15 protein-coding genes are annotated in these 16,969 nt (G+C 63.1%); 9 read left to right on the top strand and 6 right to left on the bottom strand.

What is annotated here, in order from left to right:
- Positions 1–105: 105 nt before the first annotated feature.
- The 3 genes from X741_RS152245 to X741_RS152255 all read right to left on the bottom strand — a co-directional run bounded on the left by X741_RS152245 (position 106) and on the right by X741_RS152255 (position 1,947).
- On the bottom strand, positions 106–861 hold the full coding sequence (locus X741_RS152245; RefSeq protein WP_023778031.1) for an N-acetylmuramoyl-L-alanine amidase: 756 nt from the start codon (positions 859–861) through the stop codon (positions 106–108).
- A complete protein-coding gene (locus X741_RS152250) occupies positions 858–1,577 on the bottom strand; it encodes a DnaJ family molecular chaperone (protein ID WP_023778030.1) in 720 nt (239 codons plus the stop codon). Before X741_RS152250 ends, X741_RS152245 begins: the two co-directional genes overlap by 4 nt.
- Positions 1,578–1,737: 160 nt before the next feature.
- Entirely contained in the window at positions 1,738–1,947 is a 210-nt protein-coding gene (locus X741_RS152255; protein ID WP_023765142.1) for a hypothetical protein, read from the bottom strand.
- A gap of 181 nt (positions 1,948–2,128) precedes the next feature.
- On the opposite strand from X741_RS152255, the gene X741_RS152260 reads away from it, so the two are divergent.
- The 5 genes from X741_RS152260 (at position 2,129) to X741_RS152280 (ending at position 8,730) form a co-directional block, all read left to right on the top strand.
- A complete protein-coding gene (locus X741_RS152260; RefSeq protein WP_023778029.1) occupies positions 2,129–5,878 on the top strand; it encodes a hydantoinase B/oxoprolinase family protein in 3,750 nt (1,249 codons plus the stop codon).
- 158 nt (positions 5,879–6,036) lie between these two features.
- Positions 6,037–7,335, top strand: coding sequence for a DUF3419 family protein (locus tag X741_RS152265; RefSeq protein ID WP_031250049.1), 1,299 nt, complete (start codon positions 6,037–6,039; stop codon positions 7,333–7,335).
- Entirely contained in the window at positions 7,332–7,997 is a 666-nt protein-coding gene (locus tag X741_RS152270; protein WP_023778028.1) for a class I SAM-dependent methyltransferase, read from the top strand. Before X741_RS152265 ends, X741_RS152270 begins: the two co-directional genes overlap by 4 nt.
- 119 nt (positions 7,998–8,116) lie before the next feature.
- Positions 8,117–8,413, top strand: coding sequence for a type II toxin-antitoxin system RelE/ParE family toxin (locus tag X741_RS152275; protein ID WP_023778027.1), 297 nt, complete (start codon positions 8,117–8,119; stop codon positions 8,411–8,413).
- A gap of 8 nt (positions 8,414–8,421) precedes the next feature.
- A complete protein-coding gene (locus X741_RS152280) occupies positions 8,422–8,730 on the top strand; it encodes a HigA family addiction module antitoxin (RefSeq protein ID WP_013894649.1) in 309 nt (102 codons plus the stop codon).
- 34 nt (positions 8,731–8,764) lie between these two features.
- Here the strand turns inward: X741_RS152280 and X741_RS152285 are convergent, their stop codons facing one another.
- Complete coding sequence (locus X741_RS152285; protein ID WP_023778026.1) at positions 8,765–10,144, bottom strand: serine hydrolase; 1,380 nt, start codon at positions 10,142–10,144, stop codon at positions 8,765–8,767.
- Positions 10,145–10,402: 258 nt separating this feature from the next.
- On the opposite strand from X741_RS152285, the gene X741_RS152290 reads away from it, so the two are divergent.
- Both X741_RS152290 and X741_RS152295 read left to right on the top strand, forming a co-directional pair.
- Complete coding sequence (locus tag X741_RS152290; protein ID WP_023778025.1) at positions 10,403–11,203, top strand: GH25 family lysozyme; 801 nt, start codon at positions 10,403–10,405, stop codon at positions 11,201–11,203.
- Positions 11,204–11,500: 297 nt separating this feature from the next.
- The gene (locus X741_RS152295; protein WP_023778024.1) at positions 11,501–12,679 is read left to right on the top strand and encodes a lytic murein transglycosylase; all 1,179 of its coding nucleotides are present in this window, start codon (positions 11,501–11,503) and stop codon (positions 12,677–12,679) included.
- Positions 12,680–12,713: 34 nt separating this feature from the next.
- On the opposite strand, the gene X741_RS152300 is transcribed toward X741_RS152295, so the two are convergent.
- A complete protein-coding gene (locus X741_RS152300; RefSeq protein WP_348625679.1) occupies positions 12,714–13,655 on the bottom strand; it encodes a LysR substrate-binding domain-containing protein in 942 nt (313 codons plus the stop codon).
- Positions 13,656–13,741: 86 nt separating this feature from the next.
- On the opposite strand from X741_RS152300, the gene X741_RS152305 reads away from it, so the two are divergent.
- Positions 13,742–14,467 (top strand): SDR family oxidoreductase, encoded by a 726-nt coding sequence (locus tag X741_RS152305; RefSeq protein WP_031250048.1) that lies wholly within the window; start codon positions 13,742–13,744, stop codon positions 14,465–14,467.
- Here the strand turns inward: X741_RS152305 and X741_RS152310 are convergent.
- Positions 14,464–15,684 carry an alanine racemase gene (locus X741_RS152310; RefSeq protein WP_023778021.1) on the bottom strand — a complete coding sequence of 407 codons (1,221 nt, stop codon included), beginning with the start codon at positions 15,682–15,684 and terminating at the stop codon, positions 14,464–14,466. The two genes, X741_RS152305 and X741_RS152310, sit on opposite strands and share 4 nt — an antisense overlap.
- A 211-nt stretch (positions 15,685–15,895) precedes the next feature.
- Here X741_RS152310 and X741_RS152315 point away from each other — a divergent pair, with 211 nt between their 5' ends.
- On the top strand, positions 15,896–16,813 hold the full coding sequence (locus X741_RS152315; RefSeq protein ID WP_023778020.1) for a DMT family transporter: 918 nt from the start codon (positions 15,896–15,898) through the stop codon (positions 16,811–16,813).
- Positions 16,814–16,969 lie beyond the last annotated feature (156 nt).

The following is a 16,969-nucleotide window of genomic DNA, read 5'->3' as shown; positions in this document are numbered from 1 at the left end:
TTTGAAGTCCGAATTGGCGCCAATGAAGGCGGGGCAAGTCACTTTAGGTGACAGTTTGTAACCTGAAAGGCGAAAAGGATTACTTGGGCAGGCCTTGACCCTGGGTCAGCGGCTCATGGAGGCAAGCAGTTTTTGCAGCGTACGCATCGTCGAGCCGTCGGCCAGCCCGTCAACCAGGCGGGGACGGAAATGCCGTTGGAAAGCCTCGACGACAATCCGTGTCTGATGATCGAAAACGCCCGATATCTCGACACCATAGCCATAGAGCGCGAGCATCGACTGCAGTGCCTCGACATCGGCGCCGCTGTCGCCGGGCTTCAGCGCGGCTCCACGCCTCACGGGAGCGGCCGGCACGAGATGGCCGACGCCGGAGTCGAACAGCGCGCGCCACGGAAATTTCTCGCCTGGATCGACTTTGCGCCCAGGCGCCACGTCCGAATGGGCCAGCACCCGCGTGGCGGGGATCGCATGCCGCGCGGCAATACCTTCGCACAGGCCGATCACCGCGTCGATCTGACGCTGGGGAAATCCGCGATAGCACAGCGAATGTCCCGGATTGACGATCTCGATGCCGATCGAACAGGAGTTGATGTCGCTGCGTCCGAACCAGGAACTCTTGCCGGCGTGCCAGGCGCGGTCGCTTTCCCTGACCATCTGCACGATGTGGCCATTCTCATGCACGAGATAATGCGACGAGACTTCGCTGGCCGGGTCGCACAGCCACGCCTCTGCCCCGGCACCCGTCGCCATGCCGGTATAGTGCAACACGATCATATCGGGTTTCATCGTGTCGCGCCTTGGCCCGAAATTCGGCGACACCCTGACCTCGGCGCGCGGCTCGTCGGGCAGGAAGCCGCTCATACGTGCCGCAGGCCTCGCTCGATCATCTCATAGGCGGCGTTGATCGCCGCGACCCTGGTCGTCGCGATCTTGATGAATTCCTGCGGCAAGCCGCGCGCGATCAGCCGGTCGGGATGATTGTCGGAAACCAGCTTGCGGTACCGCTTCCTGACCTCCTCGAACGGCTTGCCGCGCTCGATGCCGAGCACGACATAGGGGTCGCCAGCGCCAAGATTGACGTGTCGCGCCAGGATGGCCTCATAATGTGCCTCGTCGATGCGGAAAATCTCCGCGATCCGATGCAAGAAGGTGCCTTCATGCTCATGCACCAAGCCGTCGGCCTTTGCGATGTGGAACAGGCCGTCGAGTATGTCTTCCAGCATCACGCAGTTGGAATGCCCAGAGCCGCACATCTGCGCCATCCGTTCGGCATAGGTCTCGAATCCGGCCACGTCGCGCTGCGCCAGATCGAATAGCCGCGCCACATTGCGCGTCTCCTTCGGCGGCACTTCGAAGATTTCCTGGAAAGCGCGCACCTCGTCCTGGGTGACGATGCCGTCGGCCTTGGCCATCTTGGCCGAAAGCGCGATCATGGCCACCGAGAAGGCGACGCGGCGGCGCAGGTCCGCGTCGCCGGAGAACACCGTGCGCACGGCCTCGACGACGTCGGCGACGCCCGACGTCGTCGAAGACGAAACCCGTGTTATGAATTCGCCAAGGCGGTCCCAAATCGACATGGCCAGCTTCATAAAGCCAACCGGACCCCGCTATCAAGCCAATAACGGCCACTGTCCGGTGTCGGTGAGGAGAGCGCCTCGTCGGTTCCGATGGTCGCCTCCACAAGAAAAGGCCGGCATGACGCCGGCCTTTTCTCCCAAGACACTTACTGCTTACAAGCTACTGCGCGGGCGCAGGAGCAGGCGTTGCCGGAGCCGGCTCGGCAGGCTTGGTCGAATTATCGGCCGGGGCCGCGGGTTTCATCGGCTCGGAGGCCGGCGGATTGGTGCTCTGCGTGGTGGTGTTGTCAGTGCCTGTGCCGCTGTCGCTGCAGGCGGCGAGGCCCAGCAGGGCAAGCGCGGACACGGACGCAAGAATGAGCTTTTTCATGACATCTCTCCTTCAACACACGTTCACGTTGCAGTGAACGGTCGAAGGGGAAATGCATCACATCGCCATGAGTTTCGTAACGTTGCGTTTCCGCGTGTAACATCAACGGGATGCGTTGCCGCTGATGCCTTGGCGCATTAACAACGAAAGCTGGAAACGAAAAATGCCGGAGACAGCCGCCATGGCCGCGAAATGGGACTTCTGGATCGACCGCGGCGGCACCTTCACCGATGTCGTCGGCCGAGACCCGCAAGGGGGGCTGCATCCGCGCAAGCTCCTTTCGGAGAACCCGGAAGCCTATGGCGATGCCGCCATCCAGGGCATCCGTGACCTGCTCGGGCTTGAACCTGGGGTCGCGGTTCCGCCCGGCCGGCTCGGCGACATCAAGATGGGCACCACGGTGGCTACCAATGCGCTTCTGGAGCGCAAGGGCGACCGCGTGCTCCTGCTCATCACCAAGGGGTTTCGCGATGCGCTCAGGATCGCCTATCAGGCGCGCCCGGACATCTTCGCCAAGGAGATCATCCTTCCCGAACAGCTTTATGAGCGCGTCATCGAGGTCAACGAGCGCGTGCTGGCCGATGGCTCCGTCGAACGGCTGCTCGACATCGCCGCTTGTCGGCCGGCAATAGAACAGGCCAAGGCCGACGGCATCGATGCCGTCGCCATCGTCTTCATGCATGCCTGGAAATATCCCGATCACGAGAAGGCGGTGGCAAAAGTCTGCCGCAAGCTTGGTTTCGGCCAGGTCTCGGTCAGCCACGAGGTTTCGCCGCTGATCAAGCTGGTGGGCCGCGGCGACACAACCGTGGTCGACGCCTATCTGTCGCCCATCCTGTCGAGGTATGTGCAGAAGGTGGCGGGAGAACTGGGTGCGGCCGAAGAGACTGACCAATCCCCCCGCCTGATGTTCATGATGTCTTCTGGCGGCCTCACCGCCGCCAATATGTTCCAGGGCAAGGACGCGCTGCTGTCGGGTCCGGCCGGCGGCGTCGTCGGCATGGTCGAGACAGCGAAATCCGCCGGTTTCGACAAGGTCATCGGCTTCGACATGGGCGGCACATCAACCGATGTCGCCCACTATGACGGCGAGTATGAGCGCGCCTTCGACACCGAAGTCGCCGGCGTGCGGGTCCGCGCCCCGATGATGCGCATCCACACCGTCGCCGCCGGCGGCGGTTCGATCCTGCATTACGAAGCCGGCCGCTTTCGTGCCGGCCCGGACTCCGCCGGCGCCAATCCCGGCCCCGCCGCCTACCGGCGTGGCGGACCGCTCGCAGTCACCGACGCCAACGTCATGCTGGGCAAGCTGCAGCCCGATTTCTTCCCGGCGATATTCGGCCCCGACCAGGATCAGCCGCTCGACGTCGAGGCCGTGCGCGCGAAATTCAGCGCACTTGCCGCCGAGATCGGTGACGGCCGCTCGCCCGAGGCGGTCGCGGAAGGCTTCATCACCATCGCCGTCGAGAACATGGCCAACGCCATCAAGAAGATTTCCGTGCAGCGCGGCTACGACGTCACCGAATACCTGCTGAACTGCTTTGGCGGCGCCGGCGGCCAGCACGCATGCCTGGTTGCCGACGCGCTCGGCATGGAGGCGGTGCTGATCCACCCCTTCTCCGGCCTGCTTTCGGCCTATGGCATCGGCCTGGCCTCCGTCTTTGCCTCGCGCCAGCAGGCGCTGCTAAAGCCGCTTGCGGAGGAGTCCCGAACCGAGATCGGTAGCCTCATTGCCAATTTGAGAAACACCGTCATCGCCGAACTCGCTGCGCAAGGCGTCGCCGAAGACGCGGTTGCCGCAAGGCCGGTGCTGCACATTCGCTACGACGGCACCGACACGACACTGCCGGTGAATTTCGAAAGTGACTCGATTTTCCAGGCGAAGCGCGATTTCGAGATCGCCCACAAGGCGCAATTCGGTTTCGTCTATGACGACAAGCCGATGATCGTCGAGACGGTCGGCGTCGAAGGCACCGACACCGGCGGCGGCGGCCGCGACGAAAGCGATTCAGAAACCGAGGATCTCACCTTAAGCCCTTCGCAGAGCCGCGAAATCTTCACCGAGGGAGAATGGCGTGCATCCGGCATTTTCCGCCGGGAGGCGCTGAAGCCGGGCAACAGGATTGCCGGTCCCGCCCTGATCATCGAGCCGAACCAAACCATCGTCGTCGAGCCGGGCTGGCAGGCCGAGATCACCGCCAGGAACCATGTGCTGCTGCGCCGTGTCGAAAGAAAGCGCCGTCAGGCAGCGCTCGGCACCGAAGCCGACCCGGTGATGCTGGAGGTCTTCAACAACCTCTTCATGTCGATCGCGGAGCAGATGGGGGTCACGCTGCAAAACACCGCCTACTCCGTCAACATCAAGGAAAGGCTGGATTTTTCCTGCGCTGTCTTCGATCACACCGGTGCGCTGGTCGCCAACGCGCCGCACATGCCGGTCCACCTCGGCTCGATGGACCGTTCGGTCGAGACCATCATCCGGCTGAACTCCGGCGACATCCACCCCGGCGACGTCTTTGCCTTGAACGCACCCTATAATGGCGGCACGCATCTGCCCGACATCACAGTGGTGACGCCGGTGTTTTCCCTCCCCCTTGAGGGGAGGGTGGCCGCGCAGCGGCCGGGTGGGGTCCTCTCAAAAGGCACCGCAAGAACGTCGAGCACTGCCTCGGCGACCCCCTCCACCGCCTTCGGCGGCACCTCCCCCTCAAGGGGGGAGGAAGTCCTCTTCTACGTTGCGTCGCGCGGTCACCACGCCGATATCGGCGGCACCGCGCCTGGATCGATGACTCCGCTCGCCACCACGGTCGACGAGGAAGGCGTCTTGTTCGACAATTTCCGCATCGTCGACCGCGGGAAATTCCGCGAGCCGGAATTGCAGACGCTGCTCACCGACCACCGCTATCCGGCCCGCAACCCGCACCAGAACATAGCCGACCTCAAGGCGCAGATCGCCGCCAACGAGAAAGGCGTCGCCGAACTGCGCAAGATGGTCGCGCATTTCGGCCTCCATGTCGTCGAGGCCTATATGGGTCATGTCCAGGACAACGCCGCCGAAAGCGTGCGCCGCGTGCTGGAACGGTTGCCCGACACGTCACGATACGAATACCCGACCGACACCGGCCAGGTCATCAAGGTGAAGATATCGGTCGACCGGCAAAAACGCGAGGCGACCGTCGACTTCACCGGCACGTCGCCGGTCATGAAGAACAACTTCAACGCGCCCGAGCCTGTCGCCCGTGCGGCGGTGCTTTATGCCTTCCGTGTCATGGTCGAGGACATGATCCCGATGAATGCCGGGTGCCTCAGGCCCATCAACATCATCATTCCCGATGGCTGCATGCTGAAGCCCGCCTACCCCGCCGCCGTCGTCGCCGGCAATGTCGAGACCTCGCAGCATGTCACCAACGCGCTGTTCGGCGCCATGGGCGCGATGGCCAATGCGCAGGGCACGATGAACAATTTGACCTTCGGCAACAAGCAATACCAGTATTACGAGACGATCTGCTCCGGCTCGCCGGCAGGCCAGATGAACTCCGGCCGCGGCTTTGCCGGCACGTCCGGCGTCCACACCCACATGACCAATTCCCGCCTCACCGACCCGGAAGTGCTGGAACTCCGCTTTCCCGTGGTGCTGGAGGATTTCCACATCCGCGAAGGCTCCGGCGGCACGGGCAAATGGAATGCCGGCGACGGCACCAAACGCACCATCCGCTTCCTCGAAAAGATGGAATGCGCAATCCTGTCCTCGCACCGCAACCGCCCGCCGCAGGGGCTGGACGGTGGTGGTGATGGTGAGGTCGGCTCGACCCAGGTTCGCCGCAAGGACGGTCGCGTCGACACGTTGAAGGCCTGCGACCAGACCGTGCTTGATGCAGGCGAGGCTGTCATCCTGACGACACCGACGCCAGGTGGATTTGGGCGCGCCTGAGGAAGCTTCGAGAATTCGCTGCGGCGAGTCGGGTGACGTGACTTTCGAGAACCGGAGCGGAGCGGACATTACGTCCGTGAGCACCGGAAGCGCAGAAAGCCGCGTTAGATGACCGCCGCAGTAGAATTATCGATGCTTCCGACTGTCACCGGCCTGTCATGACCCTGCGCTACCCGCTTGCGGCAAAGCAAATGGGGAATCACTTTGCCATGACGGACGTCTCCTCGGATCTGGTTTTTCGCCGCGGCAAGGAAGTTGGAAGGGCCGTCTACCAGAACCGCGCGCTTTCGAAAGCCGGCATTTCCGAGCGGCTGTTCGCCTTCCTGTTTTCCGGCCTCGTCTATCCGCAGATCTGGGAAGACCCCGATGTCGACATGGAGGCCATGCAGCTTGGCCAGGGCCACCGCGTCGTCACCATCGCCTCGGGCGGCTGCAACATCCTGGCCTACCTCACCCGCTCGCCGGCAAGGATCGACGCCGTCGACCTCAATGCCGCGCACATCGCGCTGAACCGCATGAAGCTGGAGGCGGTGCGCCGCCTGCCCTCGCAGGGCGATCTGTTTCGTTTCTTCGGTGCTGCCGACACCAGCCACAATTCGCAAGCCTACGACCGCTTCATCGCGCCGCATCTCGATCCGGTCAGCCGTCACTATTGGGAGCGCCGCAACTGGCGCGGCATCAGGCGCATCGGCGTTTTCGACCGCAACTTCTACCAGACCGGCCTGCTCGGCCTGTTCATCGCCATGGGCCATCGCACGGCGAAATTCTTCGGCGTCGACCCAGCGGGCATCATGCAGGCCCGCAACATCGGCGAACAGCGCCGGTTCTTCAACGAGGAACTGGCGCCGGTCTTCGACAGGAAGCTTCTGAAATGGGCGACCTCGCGCAAGGCCTCGCTGTTCGGCCTCGGCATTCCGCCGGCGCAGTACGATTCCCTGATCACCTCCGGCGACGGCACAATGGCCAGCGTGCTGAAGGCCCGGCTGGAAAAACTCGCCTGCGATTTTCCCTTGGAAAACAATTATTTCGCCTGGCAGGCTTTCGCCCGCCGCTATCCCGAGCCCGGCGAAGCCGCCCTGCCCGCCTATCTGGAAAAGCATAACTACGACACCATCCGCGGCAACATCGATCGCGTCGCCATCCACCATGCCAATCTGATCGAGTTCCTGGCCGGCAAGGATGCCGGCACCGTCGACCGCTTCATCCTGCTCGACGCCCAGGACTGGATGACCGACGACCAGCTCAATGCACTGTGGTCGGAAATCACCCGCACCGCCTCCACCGGCGCCCGCGTCATCTTCCGCACCGCCGCCGAGCCCAGCCTGTTGCCGGGCCGCGTCTCCACTTCGTTGCTCGACCAATGGGACTACCAGAACGAGGCATCGCGCGACTTCTCGGCCCGCGACCGCTCCGCCATCTATGGCGGCTTCCACCTCTATGTGAAGCGTCCGGCATGAGCACGACGGAACTGCCGGCCAACCATGCCGAACTGATGGACGGCGTCTACCGCTGGCAACGCCACATCTACGACCTGACCCGCAAATATTATCTTCTCGGCCGTGACCGGCTGATCGATGGGCTCGATGTGCCGACTGGCGGCACCGTGCTGGAACTCGGCTGCGGCACCGGGCGCAACATCATCCTGGCCGCCCGTCGCTATCCCGATGCCCGCTTCTTCGGCCTCGACATTTCGGCCGAGATGCTGGAGACGGCCGGCAAGGCGATCGACCGCAAAGGCCTGTCTAGCCGCGTCACGCTGGCAAGAGGCGACGCGACCGATTTCGATGCCGGCGCGCTCTTCGGCACCGAACGCTTCGACCGCGTCTTCGTGTCCTATTCGTTGTCGATGATTCCTGGCTGGGAGAAGACGGTGTCTGCGGCCCTTGCAGCACTTGCCCCCAACGGTTCGCTGCACATTGTCGACTTCGGCCAGCAGGAAGGCCTGCCCGCCTGGTTCCGGACGTTGCTGCGAGGATGGCTCAGAAAATTCCACGTCGCGCCGCGTGAATCGTTGCGCGAAGTTCTGGAATCGGAATCCCGGCGAACAGGCGCAACCTTCCGTTTCCGCACGCTTTATCGCGGCTACGCGTGGCTGGCTGTGATCAAGATCGCCATTTGAAAAATACCAGCCATCGGGATCAATCCCCTCAGCGAGACGATAGCTACCGCGCTCAGCAAGATAGATTGCCTGATGACCCAAGGAGTGGTACATTATCTCCATGCTGCTGAAAGCATGTGATGATCGTCGGCTTTAGGGACGGATGGCTGCGGGCTTTCGTCGTAGAAGATACCCACTCCCGCAATATTCCGTCCGACCTCGAAAGCTGCTTGTTCCGCAAGCTCCAGATGATTGACGACGCGATGGTCGATCAGGATTTGCGCGTGCCGCCAAGCAATCATTTCGAGAAGTTGCGCGGCAATCTCGAAGGCTTCCATTCCATCCGCGTCACCAAGCAATGGCGGCTGGTCTTCCGTTGGGATGGCGGCCGCGGTGAGGCGTCGGACATCTATCTGGACGACCACGGTTATAAGTGAGGTGAGACATGTTGATGACTGCACGCAAGCCGGCAACGGTTGGTGAAATTCTCTCGGAAGAATTCATGCAGCCGCTCGGCCTGACACAGGCAGCCTTGGCCGACGCGATGGGCGTTCAACGCAAGCACGTGAACGAATTGTGCAACGACCGCCGCAGCGTGACGGCGGCGACTGCGCTCATTTTGGCGCGGGTGTTTGGCAACAGTCCGGACTTCTGGTTGAACGTCCAACGCCGCAGCGATCTTTGGGCGGTTATGAATTCGCCCGACGAGCGCGCGCGTGTCGATCGCGCCAAGCCTTTGGCGACGGCTGCATAGACAGGACTTTGAGGCGACCGGCGGCCGCCGCGTTCTAATGCAATGCCTTCACCAGCGCTCCCACCATCGTCCGCGGGCGGTAGCCGAGCTTGGCAGGCGTCAGGCCGAGCCGTACCACCACCAACTGCTCGGACGGGATGATGGTGACGGTCTGCCCGTCATGACCTTGCATCCAGTAAGTGTCCTTGGGCAGGCCCGCTGCGACACCAGCGCCAGGCTTCTCCTCGTCGCCGGGTGCTTCGATCCACAACTGGCCCTTGCCGTAGACATTGGAAGCCGGTGCCGGTTCGCGCATCCAGTCGACGAAGCCCGCCGGCAGGACCTGGTTGCCGTTCCAGACACCGCCCTGCAGCAGGAACTGGCCGAAGCGCGCCCAGTCGTGCGCGGTGGCGTAGAGATAGGACGAGCCGACGAATGTGCCCTGCTCATCGGTTTCGAGCACCGCACTGTGCATGCCGAGCGGCTCGAACAGCGCGCTGCGCGGCAATGTCAGTGCCTTGGCCTTGTCGCCGATCGCGTCCTGCCAGAGCCGCGACAGCATCACCGCCGTGCCGCTCGAATAGGAAAACACCTTGCCGACTTCGCCAGTCAGCGGCTTGGATTCGGCAAAGCTTGCCATGTCGGGTTCGAGATAGAGCATGCGCGTGACATCGGCGACGTCGCCGTAATCCTCGTTGAATTCCAGCCCGCTCGACATCGCCATCATGTCGGCAAGGCTGATCGCGGCGCGGCCATCTGTCTTCCACGGCGCGAACAGGCCCTTGTTGTCGATGGTCATCTTGCCGTCCTTGACCAGCGTGCCAATGATGGCGGCATTCACCGTCTTGGTCATCGACCAGCCGAGCAGCGGCGTCTTGGCGGAAAACCCCTCGCCATAGCGTTCGGCGACGACGCGGCCGTTCTTGACCACCACGATCGCCCGCATGCCGGCGCCGGTCAGCGCCGCATCGTCGAGCAGCTTTGCAATCACTGGATCCTGTGAAGCGTCGACCCGCTCGCCCTCCGGCCACAGCGTATCCCGGCTGGTCGCGACAGGCTCGACATGGACTGCCGTGCGCCGCACCTTGCCGACGTCGCCGTCGGGGACCGAGGCGCAGCCCAGCCCGTCGCGGGCGACGGCGACGCTCTTGCCCAGGAAACCGAGCAAACCAGCGGAAACGGTACCGCGGTTCTTGTCGACCGAAACCCGCATCAGCCGCAGCAGTGGATGGCCCGGCGCCTGCACGTCGACGGCAAGCACCTCGTTGGGGTCGCGCCCGGCTATGAAGACATTGGAGCAGACGATCTTGGCCGAATAGCCCGAGCCGACGCGGATCAATTCCGGCGGCGCGATATAAAGCCAGGCAAACAAAGCGGCGACCGCCAGCACGATCAGGCCAAGCAGCCATTTGACGATCTTGACGACGATCCGCATCTTTTCGGTCCCTGCTCTTCAGCTGCCCGGTCACTTCCGGCTCGATTTATGTCATCGATTTGCCGCCATTGCTTCGGCAAAATCGAGGTTCTTGTCGAGCGCCATCAACCTGTTATCAACCATGATCGGCGATCACTGGAGAATCAGGAGATGCTGTGGGGCGATCTCCTGAGGGCTGACACGTGCCGACCAAGGCACTGAGGTCACCCCGCAGCAACAACCCATCAGCGACCGGCTGAATCCGGCTTGGAAGTTGTGATGCGCCGTCTTGCGGCTCTTTTCATGCTGACGCTGCTTGGCGCCTGCTCGACCGTGGACGATCTCTCGCCGCTGTCGCCATCTTCGTCCAGCAGTGGGACGGTTGCCGTGCGCGCGCCGCGCTTCGGCGATTCCAAGCCGCACGAGTGGGACAGCGGGGCGCCATGGAATTATGCCGTGCACGGCACCGACGTCTCCAAGTACCAGACCTCGGTCGACTGGCCGGCAGCCAGGGCGAGCGGCATCTCCTTCGCCTTCATCAAGGCGACCGAGGGCGGCGACCGCTTCGACGAATATTTCAACGAGCATTGGGCACGCACCAAAGCCGCGGGCGTTCCGCGCGCGGCCTATCACTTCTTCTATTTCTGCACGCCGGCGGCCGTCCAGGCGCGCTGGTTCATCCAGAATGTCCCCGTCGACCGCTCCTCGATGCCGCCGGTGCTCGACATGGAATGGAACCCGAAATCGCCGACCTGCAGGCTGCGCCCCGACGCGGCCACGGTGCGCGCGGAGATGGCCACCTTCCTCGAAATCATCGAGCGGCACTACGGCAAGAAGCCGATCATCTACACCTCGGTCGATTTCTTCGACGACAACGAACTGTCGACCTTCCGCGGTTATCCCTACTGGCTGCGCTCCGTCGCCGGCCATCCGCGCGAGAAGTACGGCAGCCATCCCTTCACCTTCTGGCAGTACACCGGCACGGGCATCGTTCCCGGCATGACCGGCAAGTCCGATATCAACGTGTTCAACGGCAGCGAGGCCGCCTGGAACAAGTGGCTGCGGCAGAACACCCGTTGATATCAGGTTCAACGGCAGCACCGCCTTAGATCAAATCACTCCAGCAGAGTTTCCGTTGAACCGGGTTCAACGGCAGCAACGCTTGGATTGATCACTCCTGCAGAGCTCCCGTTGAACCGGTTTCAACGGCAGCGAATCCGCCCGGATATGTGGCTACGGCAGAAGAACCGTTGACACCGGGCCTGCCGCCTGCTTTTCGACACAGCCAGCGGTAATGAGTGCAACCGCCGGTAATTCAGGGTGTTGGGCTTCCAGGCAAGCCGCGACAACGCCCTTCTTCGCTTCGAAAGGAAGCCGATGCGATTGCGTTTCCAAGCCCTCGCGGCGCTGTTGCTGTGCGCCACGGCCTTGCCGGCGGTGGCGCAGGAATGCGGCGGCGATTTCGAAACCTGGAAACAGGGCGTCGCGGCCGAGGCCAAGGCGGCAGGCGTCGGTCCTGTCGGCCTCGATGCGCTTGAAGATGCCAACTTCGACGAGAGGGCGCTGGCGCGCGACCGCGCCCAGGGCGTCTTCACCCAAACCTTCGTCCAATTCTCCAACCGCATGATCTCGGCCTACCGGCTGAAGCAAGGTGCGGCGAACATGAAGAAATACGCCGATATCTTCGCCCGCGCCGACCAGCAGTTCGGTGTCCAGGCGCCGGTCATCACCGCCTTCTGGGCGTTGGAGACCGACTTCGGCGCCGTGCAGGGCGATTTCCACACGCTGAGCGCGCTGGTCACGCTGTCGCATGATTGCCGCCGCCCGCAACTGTTCCGGCAGCAGCTCGTACCACTGCTGGAACTGATCGATCGCGGCGTATTGCCGGCCGATGTCACCGGCGCCTGGGCCGGCGAGATCGGCCAGACCCAAATCCTGCCTTCGGACTATCTGGCGCGCGGCGTCGACGGCGATGGCGACGGCAAGATCGACCTGCGCGGCAGTGCGCCCGACGTGATCATGACCACGGCCAACAAGGTGCTGTCGCGCGGCTGGAAGCGTGACGAACCCTGGATCCAGGAAGTGCGCGTGCCCGACGAGATGCCGTGGGACCAGACCGGGCGCACCAACAAACTGCCGCTGACGCAATGGGCGCAGTGGGGCATCACCAATCCCGACGGCTCTCCGCTTGTCGACAAGGGCCTGAAGGCTGGCCTCGCCTTGCCCATGGGCCGCAAGGGCCCGGCCTTCCTCACCTACGACAATTTCGACGTCTATCTCGAATGGAACCAGTCCTTCACCTATGCGCTGACCGCAGCCAACCTCGCGGCAAGGCTCGACGGCGCACCGCCGCTTGATCCGCGCAGTCCTGAACCAGGCCTCGACAACAACCAGATGAAGGTACTGCAAACCAAGCTCGAAGCCCGGGGCTACGACGTCGGTACGGTCGACGGCATCCTTGGCACCAACACCCGCGAAGCCATTCGCAAGGAGCAGATGCGGCTGGGGTTGCCCGTGGACGGTTGGCCGACACCGGAGCTTTTGGCGAAACTGTGAAGGGAGCGAGCAGTGAGTCAAATCTACTCACTACTCACTCATTCCTCCTCGCCCGCAGGAAATCGATGAACACCCTCAAGGCTGGCGGCACGTGCCGCGTGCTTGGGTGATACAAATAGAAACCGGGAAAGCTGGGCGACCAGGCTTCCAGGAAGCGAACCAGCTTGCCATTTTCCAGCCAAGGCCGGACCTGGTAATCGATCATGTAAGCGATGCCGGCTCCATCCAGCGCGGCGTTGAGCATCAATTCGGTGTCGTTGACGGTCAAGCTCCCCTCGACCGCGATTTCCAAGGCCCGTTTGCCGCGCGCAAATTCCCATCGATAGAGGTTGCCGCCGCCGGGCCACTGGAATTTGATGCATTGGTGCCGGTGCAGCTCCTGCGGATGACGAGGTATGGCACGGTTCTCGAGATAGGCGGGAGCGGCCACCGCGGCCATTTGCAGATCCCCACTCAGCTTCACCGCCACCATGTCTTTTTCCAGCCGCTCGCCAAGTCGGATTCCGGCATCGAACCGTCCCCCGACAATGTCGGTCAGCGTGTCGTCGACGATGACGGTCAGCGCGATATCGGGATAGGCGCGCTGGAAGTCGCCGAGGATCGGCGCGATGAACCGCATCGCGGCGACACGCGGCACGTTTATGCGCAGCGAACCCGCGGGCCGGTCACGTGTGGCATGAACGTCCGCGACGGCGCCCTCCAGCTCTTCAAACGCAACGGCAAGTCGCGCAAACAGCGTATCGCCGGCGGCAGTGGGTGAAACGCTGCGCGTCGTGCGGTTCAGCAGGCGGACGCCGATGCGAGCCTCCAATTGCCGGATCGACTGACTTAGCGCCGGCGGAGACACGCGCAGCCGGGCGGCGGCGCGAACGAAACTGCGCTCTTCCACGATTGCCGCGAATGCCTTGAGTTCGGCGAATTCGGACCCACGCATTGTGTATCCCCAGATTAACGAGCCACTCAGATAATAGGCCATTATCTGATCAGTTGCATGTCGCTATCTGTTCGCCATCAGCCCGTCACGAATATCGACGCGGCATAAACGGTTGAAGGAAATTGATCATGTCCCTGCAACGCAAAACCGCACTCGTCACCGGCAGTTCGCGCGGCATCGGCCGGGCCATCGCCGAAGGGCTCGCGGCCAAGGGCGCCGCCGTCGCCGTCAACTATGTCGGCAACCAGAAAGCCGCCGATGAGGTCGTGGCCGCCATCGCCGGCAACGGGGGAAAAGCCGTCGCCATCCAGGCCGATATGTCCAGCGTTTCGGATATCAGCCGCCTGTTTGACCAGGCCGAGCGTGAGCTGGGCACGATCGACATCGTGGTCGCCAATGTCGGCGTCGCCGTCATCAAACCGCTGACCGAGGCAACCGAGGCCGATTTCGACCATGTCTTCGGCACCAACGCCAAGGGCACCTTCTTCACGCTTCAGGAAGCAGCGCGCCGCGTGCGCGACGGCGGCCGCATCATCGCCGTGTCAACCGGCGGCACGAAGATGTTCTTCACGCAGACAGCGCTCTATCTCGGCAGCAAGGGTGCTGTCGAACAATTCGTCCGTGTGCTCTCGCGTGAACTCGGGCCACGCGGCATCACCGTGAATGCGCTGTCGCCGGGCTTCACCGATACGGACCTGCTTCCCGAGCGCGATCGCACCGTGGCGGCCGGCATGTCGCCATTCGGCAGGCTCGGTGCGCCGCGCGACGTTGCCGATATCGCGGTTTTCCTGGCCAGCGACGAGGCTCGCTGGCTGACCGGCGAGAACATCCAGGCCGGTGGCGGCGTGGCCTAATCCGCCATCGTCTCCAAACTGGCAAAACCCTGCGGCGCGTCGCCCTCGTCGAACGGCGTCGCCACCTCGACGAAGGTGTCGGGATAGAACCCGTTGAAGCGAGTCCTGAGCGACAGCGAATAGGCGCCGATATGGCCGATCTCGATCCAGTCGCCGGTGTCCACGGTTTCCGGCAGCCAGAACGGCCGAGACAGGATGTCGACGGAATCGCAGGTCGCGCCGCAGACCTTGAACGGCACGATGTTCTTCTCCTCGCCATTGCGCGAACGGATCGCTGGATCGGGAATGAAGCGGGCCGGCAGCGTGATCTTGCCGGTCCATGAATCCGACAGCGATGCCCAGATGCCGTCATTGATGTAGAGCCGCTTGCCCTTGCGCAACAGCACCCGCACGATCAGCGACAGGCAGCGTGCCACGATCACCCTGCCCGGCTCAGCCACCAATGGAATCTGATCGAACTGGTACTCCTTCAGGTCGCCGGAAAGCCGCGACATGATCTGGCCGAGCGACGGCATCTCGATCTGCTTGCGGTTGGGATCGTGCCCGTATTCAGCGGGAAAGCCGCCGCCGACATCCAACCCGGCAATATCGAAGGTCAGGCGGTTGCGCACCCAGTCGGCCGAGGCAAGCGCTCGCTCATAGGTGTCGGGGTCCTCGATCTGGCTGCCGACGTGGAAGCAAAGCCCAACCTTGTAGCCGGTGCGGTTCAGCCGCTCTGCGAGTTCAACGGCATAAGCCGGTCCGGCGCCGAACTTCTTCGACAGCTCGTAGGCGGCCGATCCTTTCGTCTGGATGCGCACGAACACGCTGATCGCACGCGGATCGATATCGAGCGCCCGCACCACGCGCGTCAGCTTGGTGATTTCGTCCTCATGGTCGAGCGAGATGACGCGGATGGCGTATTTCTCAAGCGCCAGCTTGATGTCCGACTGAGCCTTGACCGGGTGCATGTAGAGCATCTCGGCATCGGGCGAGACGGCGCGCACGGCGGAAAACTCGCCCGGCGATGCAACGTCGAAGGCAGTGACACCGGCCCCGACCAGGGTCTTCAGCACGATCTGTTCGCCATTGGTCTTGACCGCATAGGCGGTCTTGCCTGGGAACATGCCCATGAACTGCCTGGCGTCTGCCTTGAGCACCTGCGGGCGGAAGCAATAGACCGGATCGTCCGGGCGAAGCGCCAGGGCCGCCTCGCGGGCATTCTCGAATCGCTGCATTGACGAATCCTCGACTTCGGCCTGCGCACAATTAATCCAAGCTAGCGGCCAATGAAAACAATTCTGTGTCTCGTGCGCCCGGCGCAGCGACTCTAGTTTTGGGGCAGCGTTTGCCATCGATCAGGTTTCGGGTGGCCCTTGCCGCCGAACCCGATATGCCATCTGCCTGACCGGTCGGCATTTCAGCCCGTCTTGGAGGAGGATGATTCACATGGCAATGGCCGCGACAGCACCACCACGCGGACCGATGACGCTCACCGACTGGGGGCAATTGCTGCTGCTCGGTGCGATCTGGGGCGGCTCGTTCTTCTTCGCCCGCATAGCGGTGGCGGAACTTCACCCGCTGGTGCTGGTGCTGTTTCGCGTCGCCATCGCCGCGATCGCGCTGCAGCTTTATCTCGGCCTGCGCGGCCCCTCCTTCCGCCTCGCCCTGCCCCACGCCGGCCTGTTCTTCCTGCTGGCCTTCACCAACAACGTCGTCCCCTTCTCGCTGATCTTTGCCGGCCAGACGAAGCTTGGTGCCGGTGTCGCCTCGGTGCTCAACGCCACCACGCCGTTCTGGACGCTGATCCTCGCCAATGCACTGACATCGGACGAGAAGCTCTCCTGGAACAAGCTTGCCGGCATTGCGCTTGGCGTTGCCGGCACCGCGGTGATGATCGGACCGGGCCTGCTCGCCGGGCTCGGCGGCCCGGTCTGGGCCAAATTCGCGCTGATCGGCGCTTCGCTGTCCTATGGCGTCGCCCTGATGGTCGCACGCCGCTTCAAGGGCGTGCCCTCGCCGGTCATCGCCACCGGACAGATGACCGCCTCGACCATCATCATGATCCCGATCGTGCTCTTCGCCCATGGCCCGGCCGGCCTGTTCTCGGCCTCGCCGCCGGTATGGACAGCCGTCTTTGCGCTGGCGCTGCTGTCCACCGCCTTCGCCTACATCCTCTATTTCAATCTCGTCGCCTCGGCCGGGGCGACCAACGCCTCGCTGGTCACGCTCATCGTGCCGGCCAGCGCCATGCTGCTCGGTTTTATGTTCCTCGGCGAACGGCTGGAACTGTTCGAGATCGGCGGCGTGGTGCTGATCGCGCTTGGCCTTGTCACCATCGATGGGCGGCTATTTGTCAAAAGGTAGCGCTGCCATGACACAGCAACGACACGCCGTCGCCACAATTTATTCACAGGCCTGAAGCGGGTTTTTGCGCAGGAGTTTCAAAGCCTAACGGCAAAACCGGGGTCGCAAATTCCACAATCACGTCGCAATGCAGCACATTTTCCGCTTGCCTGTGGC

The organism is Mesorhizobium sp. LNHC221B00 (assembly GCF_000502935.1).
GTDB lineage: Bacteria > Pseudomonadota > Alphaproteobacteria > Rhizobiales > Rhizobiaceae > Mesorhizobium > Mesorhizobium opportunistum.
This window is presented reverse-complemented; position numbering and strand designations above follow the sequence as displayed.

What these genes read in the sequence shown, in the direction of transcription:
- X741_RS152245 (WP_023778031.1), bottom strand. Translation starts at nt 861, where the DNA reads ATGAGCGGCTTCCTGCCCGACGAGCCGCGCGCCGAGGTCAGGGTGTCG.
- X741_RS152250 (WP_023778030.1), bottom strand. Translation starts at nt 1,577, where the DNA reads ATGTCGATTTGGGACCGCCTTGGCGAATTCATAACACGGGTTTCGTCT.
- X741_RS152255 (WP_023765142.1), bottom strand. Translation starts at nt 1,947, where the DNA reads ATGAAAAAGCTCATTCTTGCGTCCGTGTCCGCGCTTGCCCTGCTGGGC.
- X741_RS152260 (WP_023778029.1), top strand. Translation starts at nt 2,129, where the DNA reads ATGGCCGCGAAATGGGACTTCTGGATCGACCGCGGCGGCACCTTCACC.
- X741_RS152265 (WP_031250049.1), top strand. Translation starts at nt 6,037, where the DNA reads ATGACCCTGCGCTACCCGCTTGCGGCAAAGCAAATGGGGAATCACTTT.
- X741_RS152270 (WP_023778028.1), top strand. Translation starts at nt 7,332, where the DNA reads ATGAGCACGACGGAACTGCCGGCCAACCATGCCGAACTGATGGACGGC.
- X741_RS152275 (WP_023778027.1), top strand. Translation starts at nt 8,117, where the DNA reads ATGATCGTCGGCTTTAGGGACGGATGGCTGCGGGCTTTCGTCGTAGAA.
- X741_RS152280 (WP_013894649.1), top strand. Translation starts at nt 8,422, where the DNA reads ATGTTGATGACTGCACGCAAGCCGGCAACGGTTGGTGAAATTCTCTCG.
- X741_RS152285 (WP_023778026.1), bottom strand. Translation starts at nt 10,144, where the DNA reads ATGCGGATCGTCGTCAAGATCGTCAAATGGCTGCTTGGCCTGATCGTG.
- X741_RS152290 (WP_023778025.1), top strand. Translation starts at nt 10,403, where the DNA reads ATGCGCCGTCTTGCGGCTCTTTTCATGCTGACGCTGCTTGGCGCCTGC.
- X741_RS152295 (WP_023778024.1), top strand. Translation starts at nt 11,501, where the DNA reads ATGCGATTGCGTTTCCAAGCCCTCGCGGCGCTGTTGCTGTGCGCCACG.
- X741_RS152300 (WP_348625679.1), bottom strand. Translation starts at nt 13,655, where the DNA reads ATGGCCTATTATCTGAGTGGCTCGTTAATCTGGGGATACACAATGCGT.
- X741_RS152305 (WP_031250048.1), top strand. Translation starts at nt 13,742, where the DNA reads ATGTCCCTGCAACGCAAAACCGCACTCGTCACCGGCAGTTCGCGCGGC.
- X741_RS152310 (WP_023778021.1), bottom strand. Translation starts at nt 15,684, where the DNA reads ATGCAGCGATTCGAGAATGCCCGCGAGGCGGCCCTGGCGCTTCGCCCG.
- X741_RS152315 (WP_023778020.1), top strand. Translation starts at nt 15,896, where the DNA reads ATGGCAATGGCCGCGACAGCACCACCACGCGGACCGATGACGCTCACC.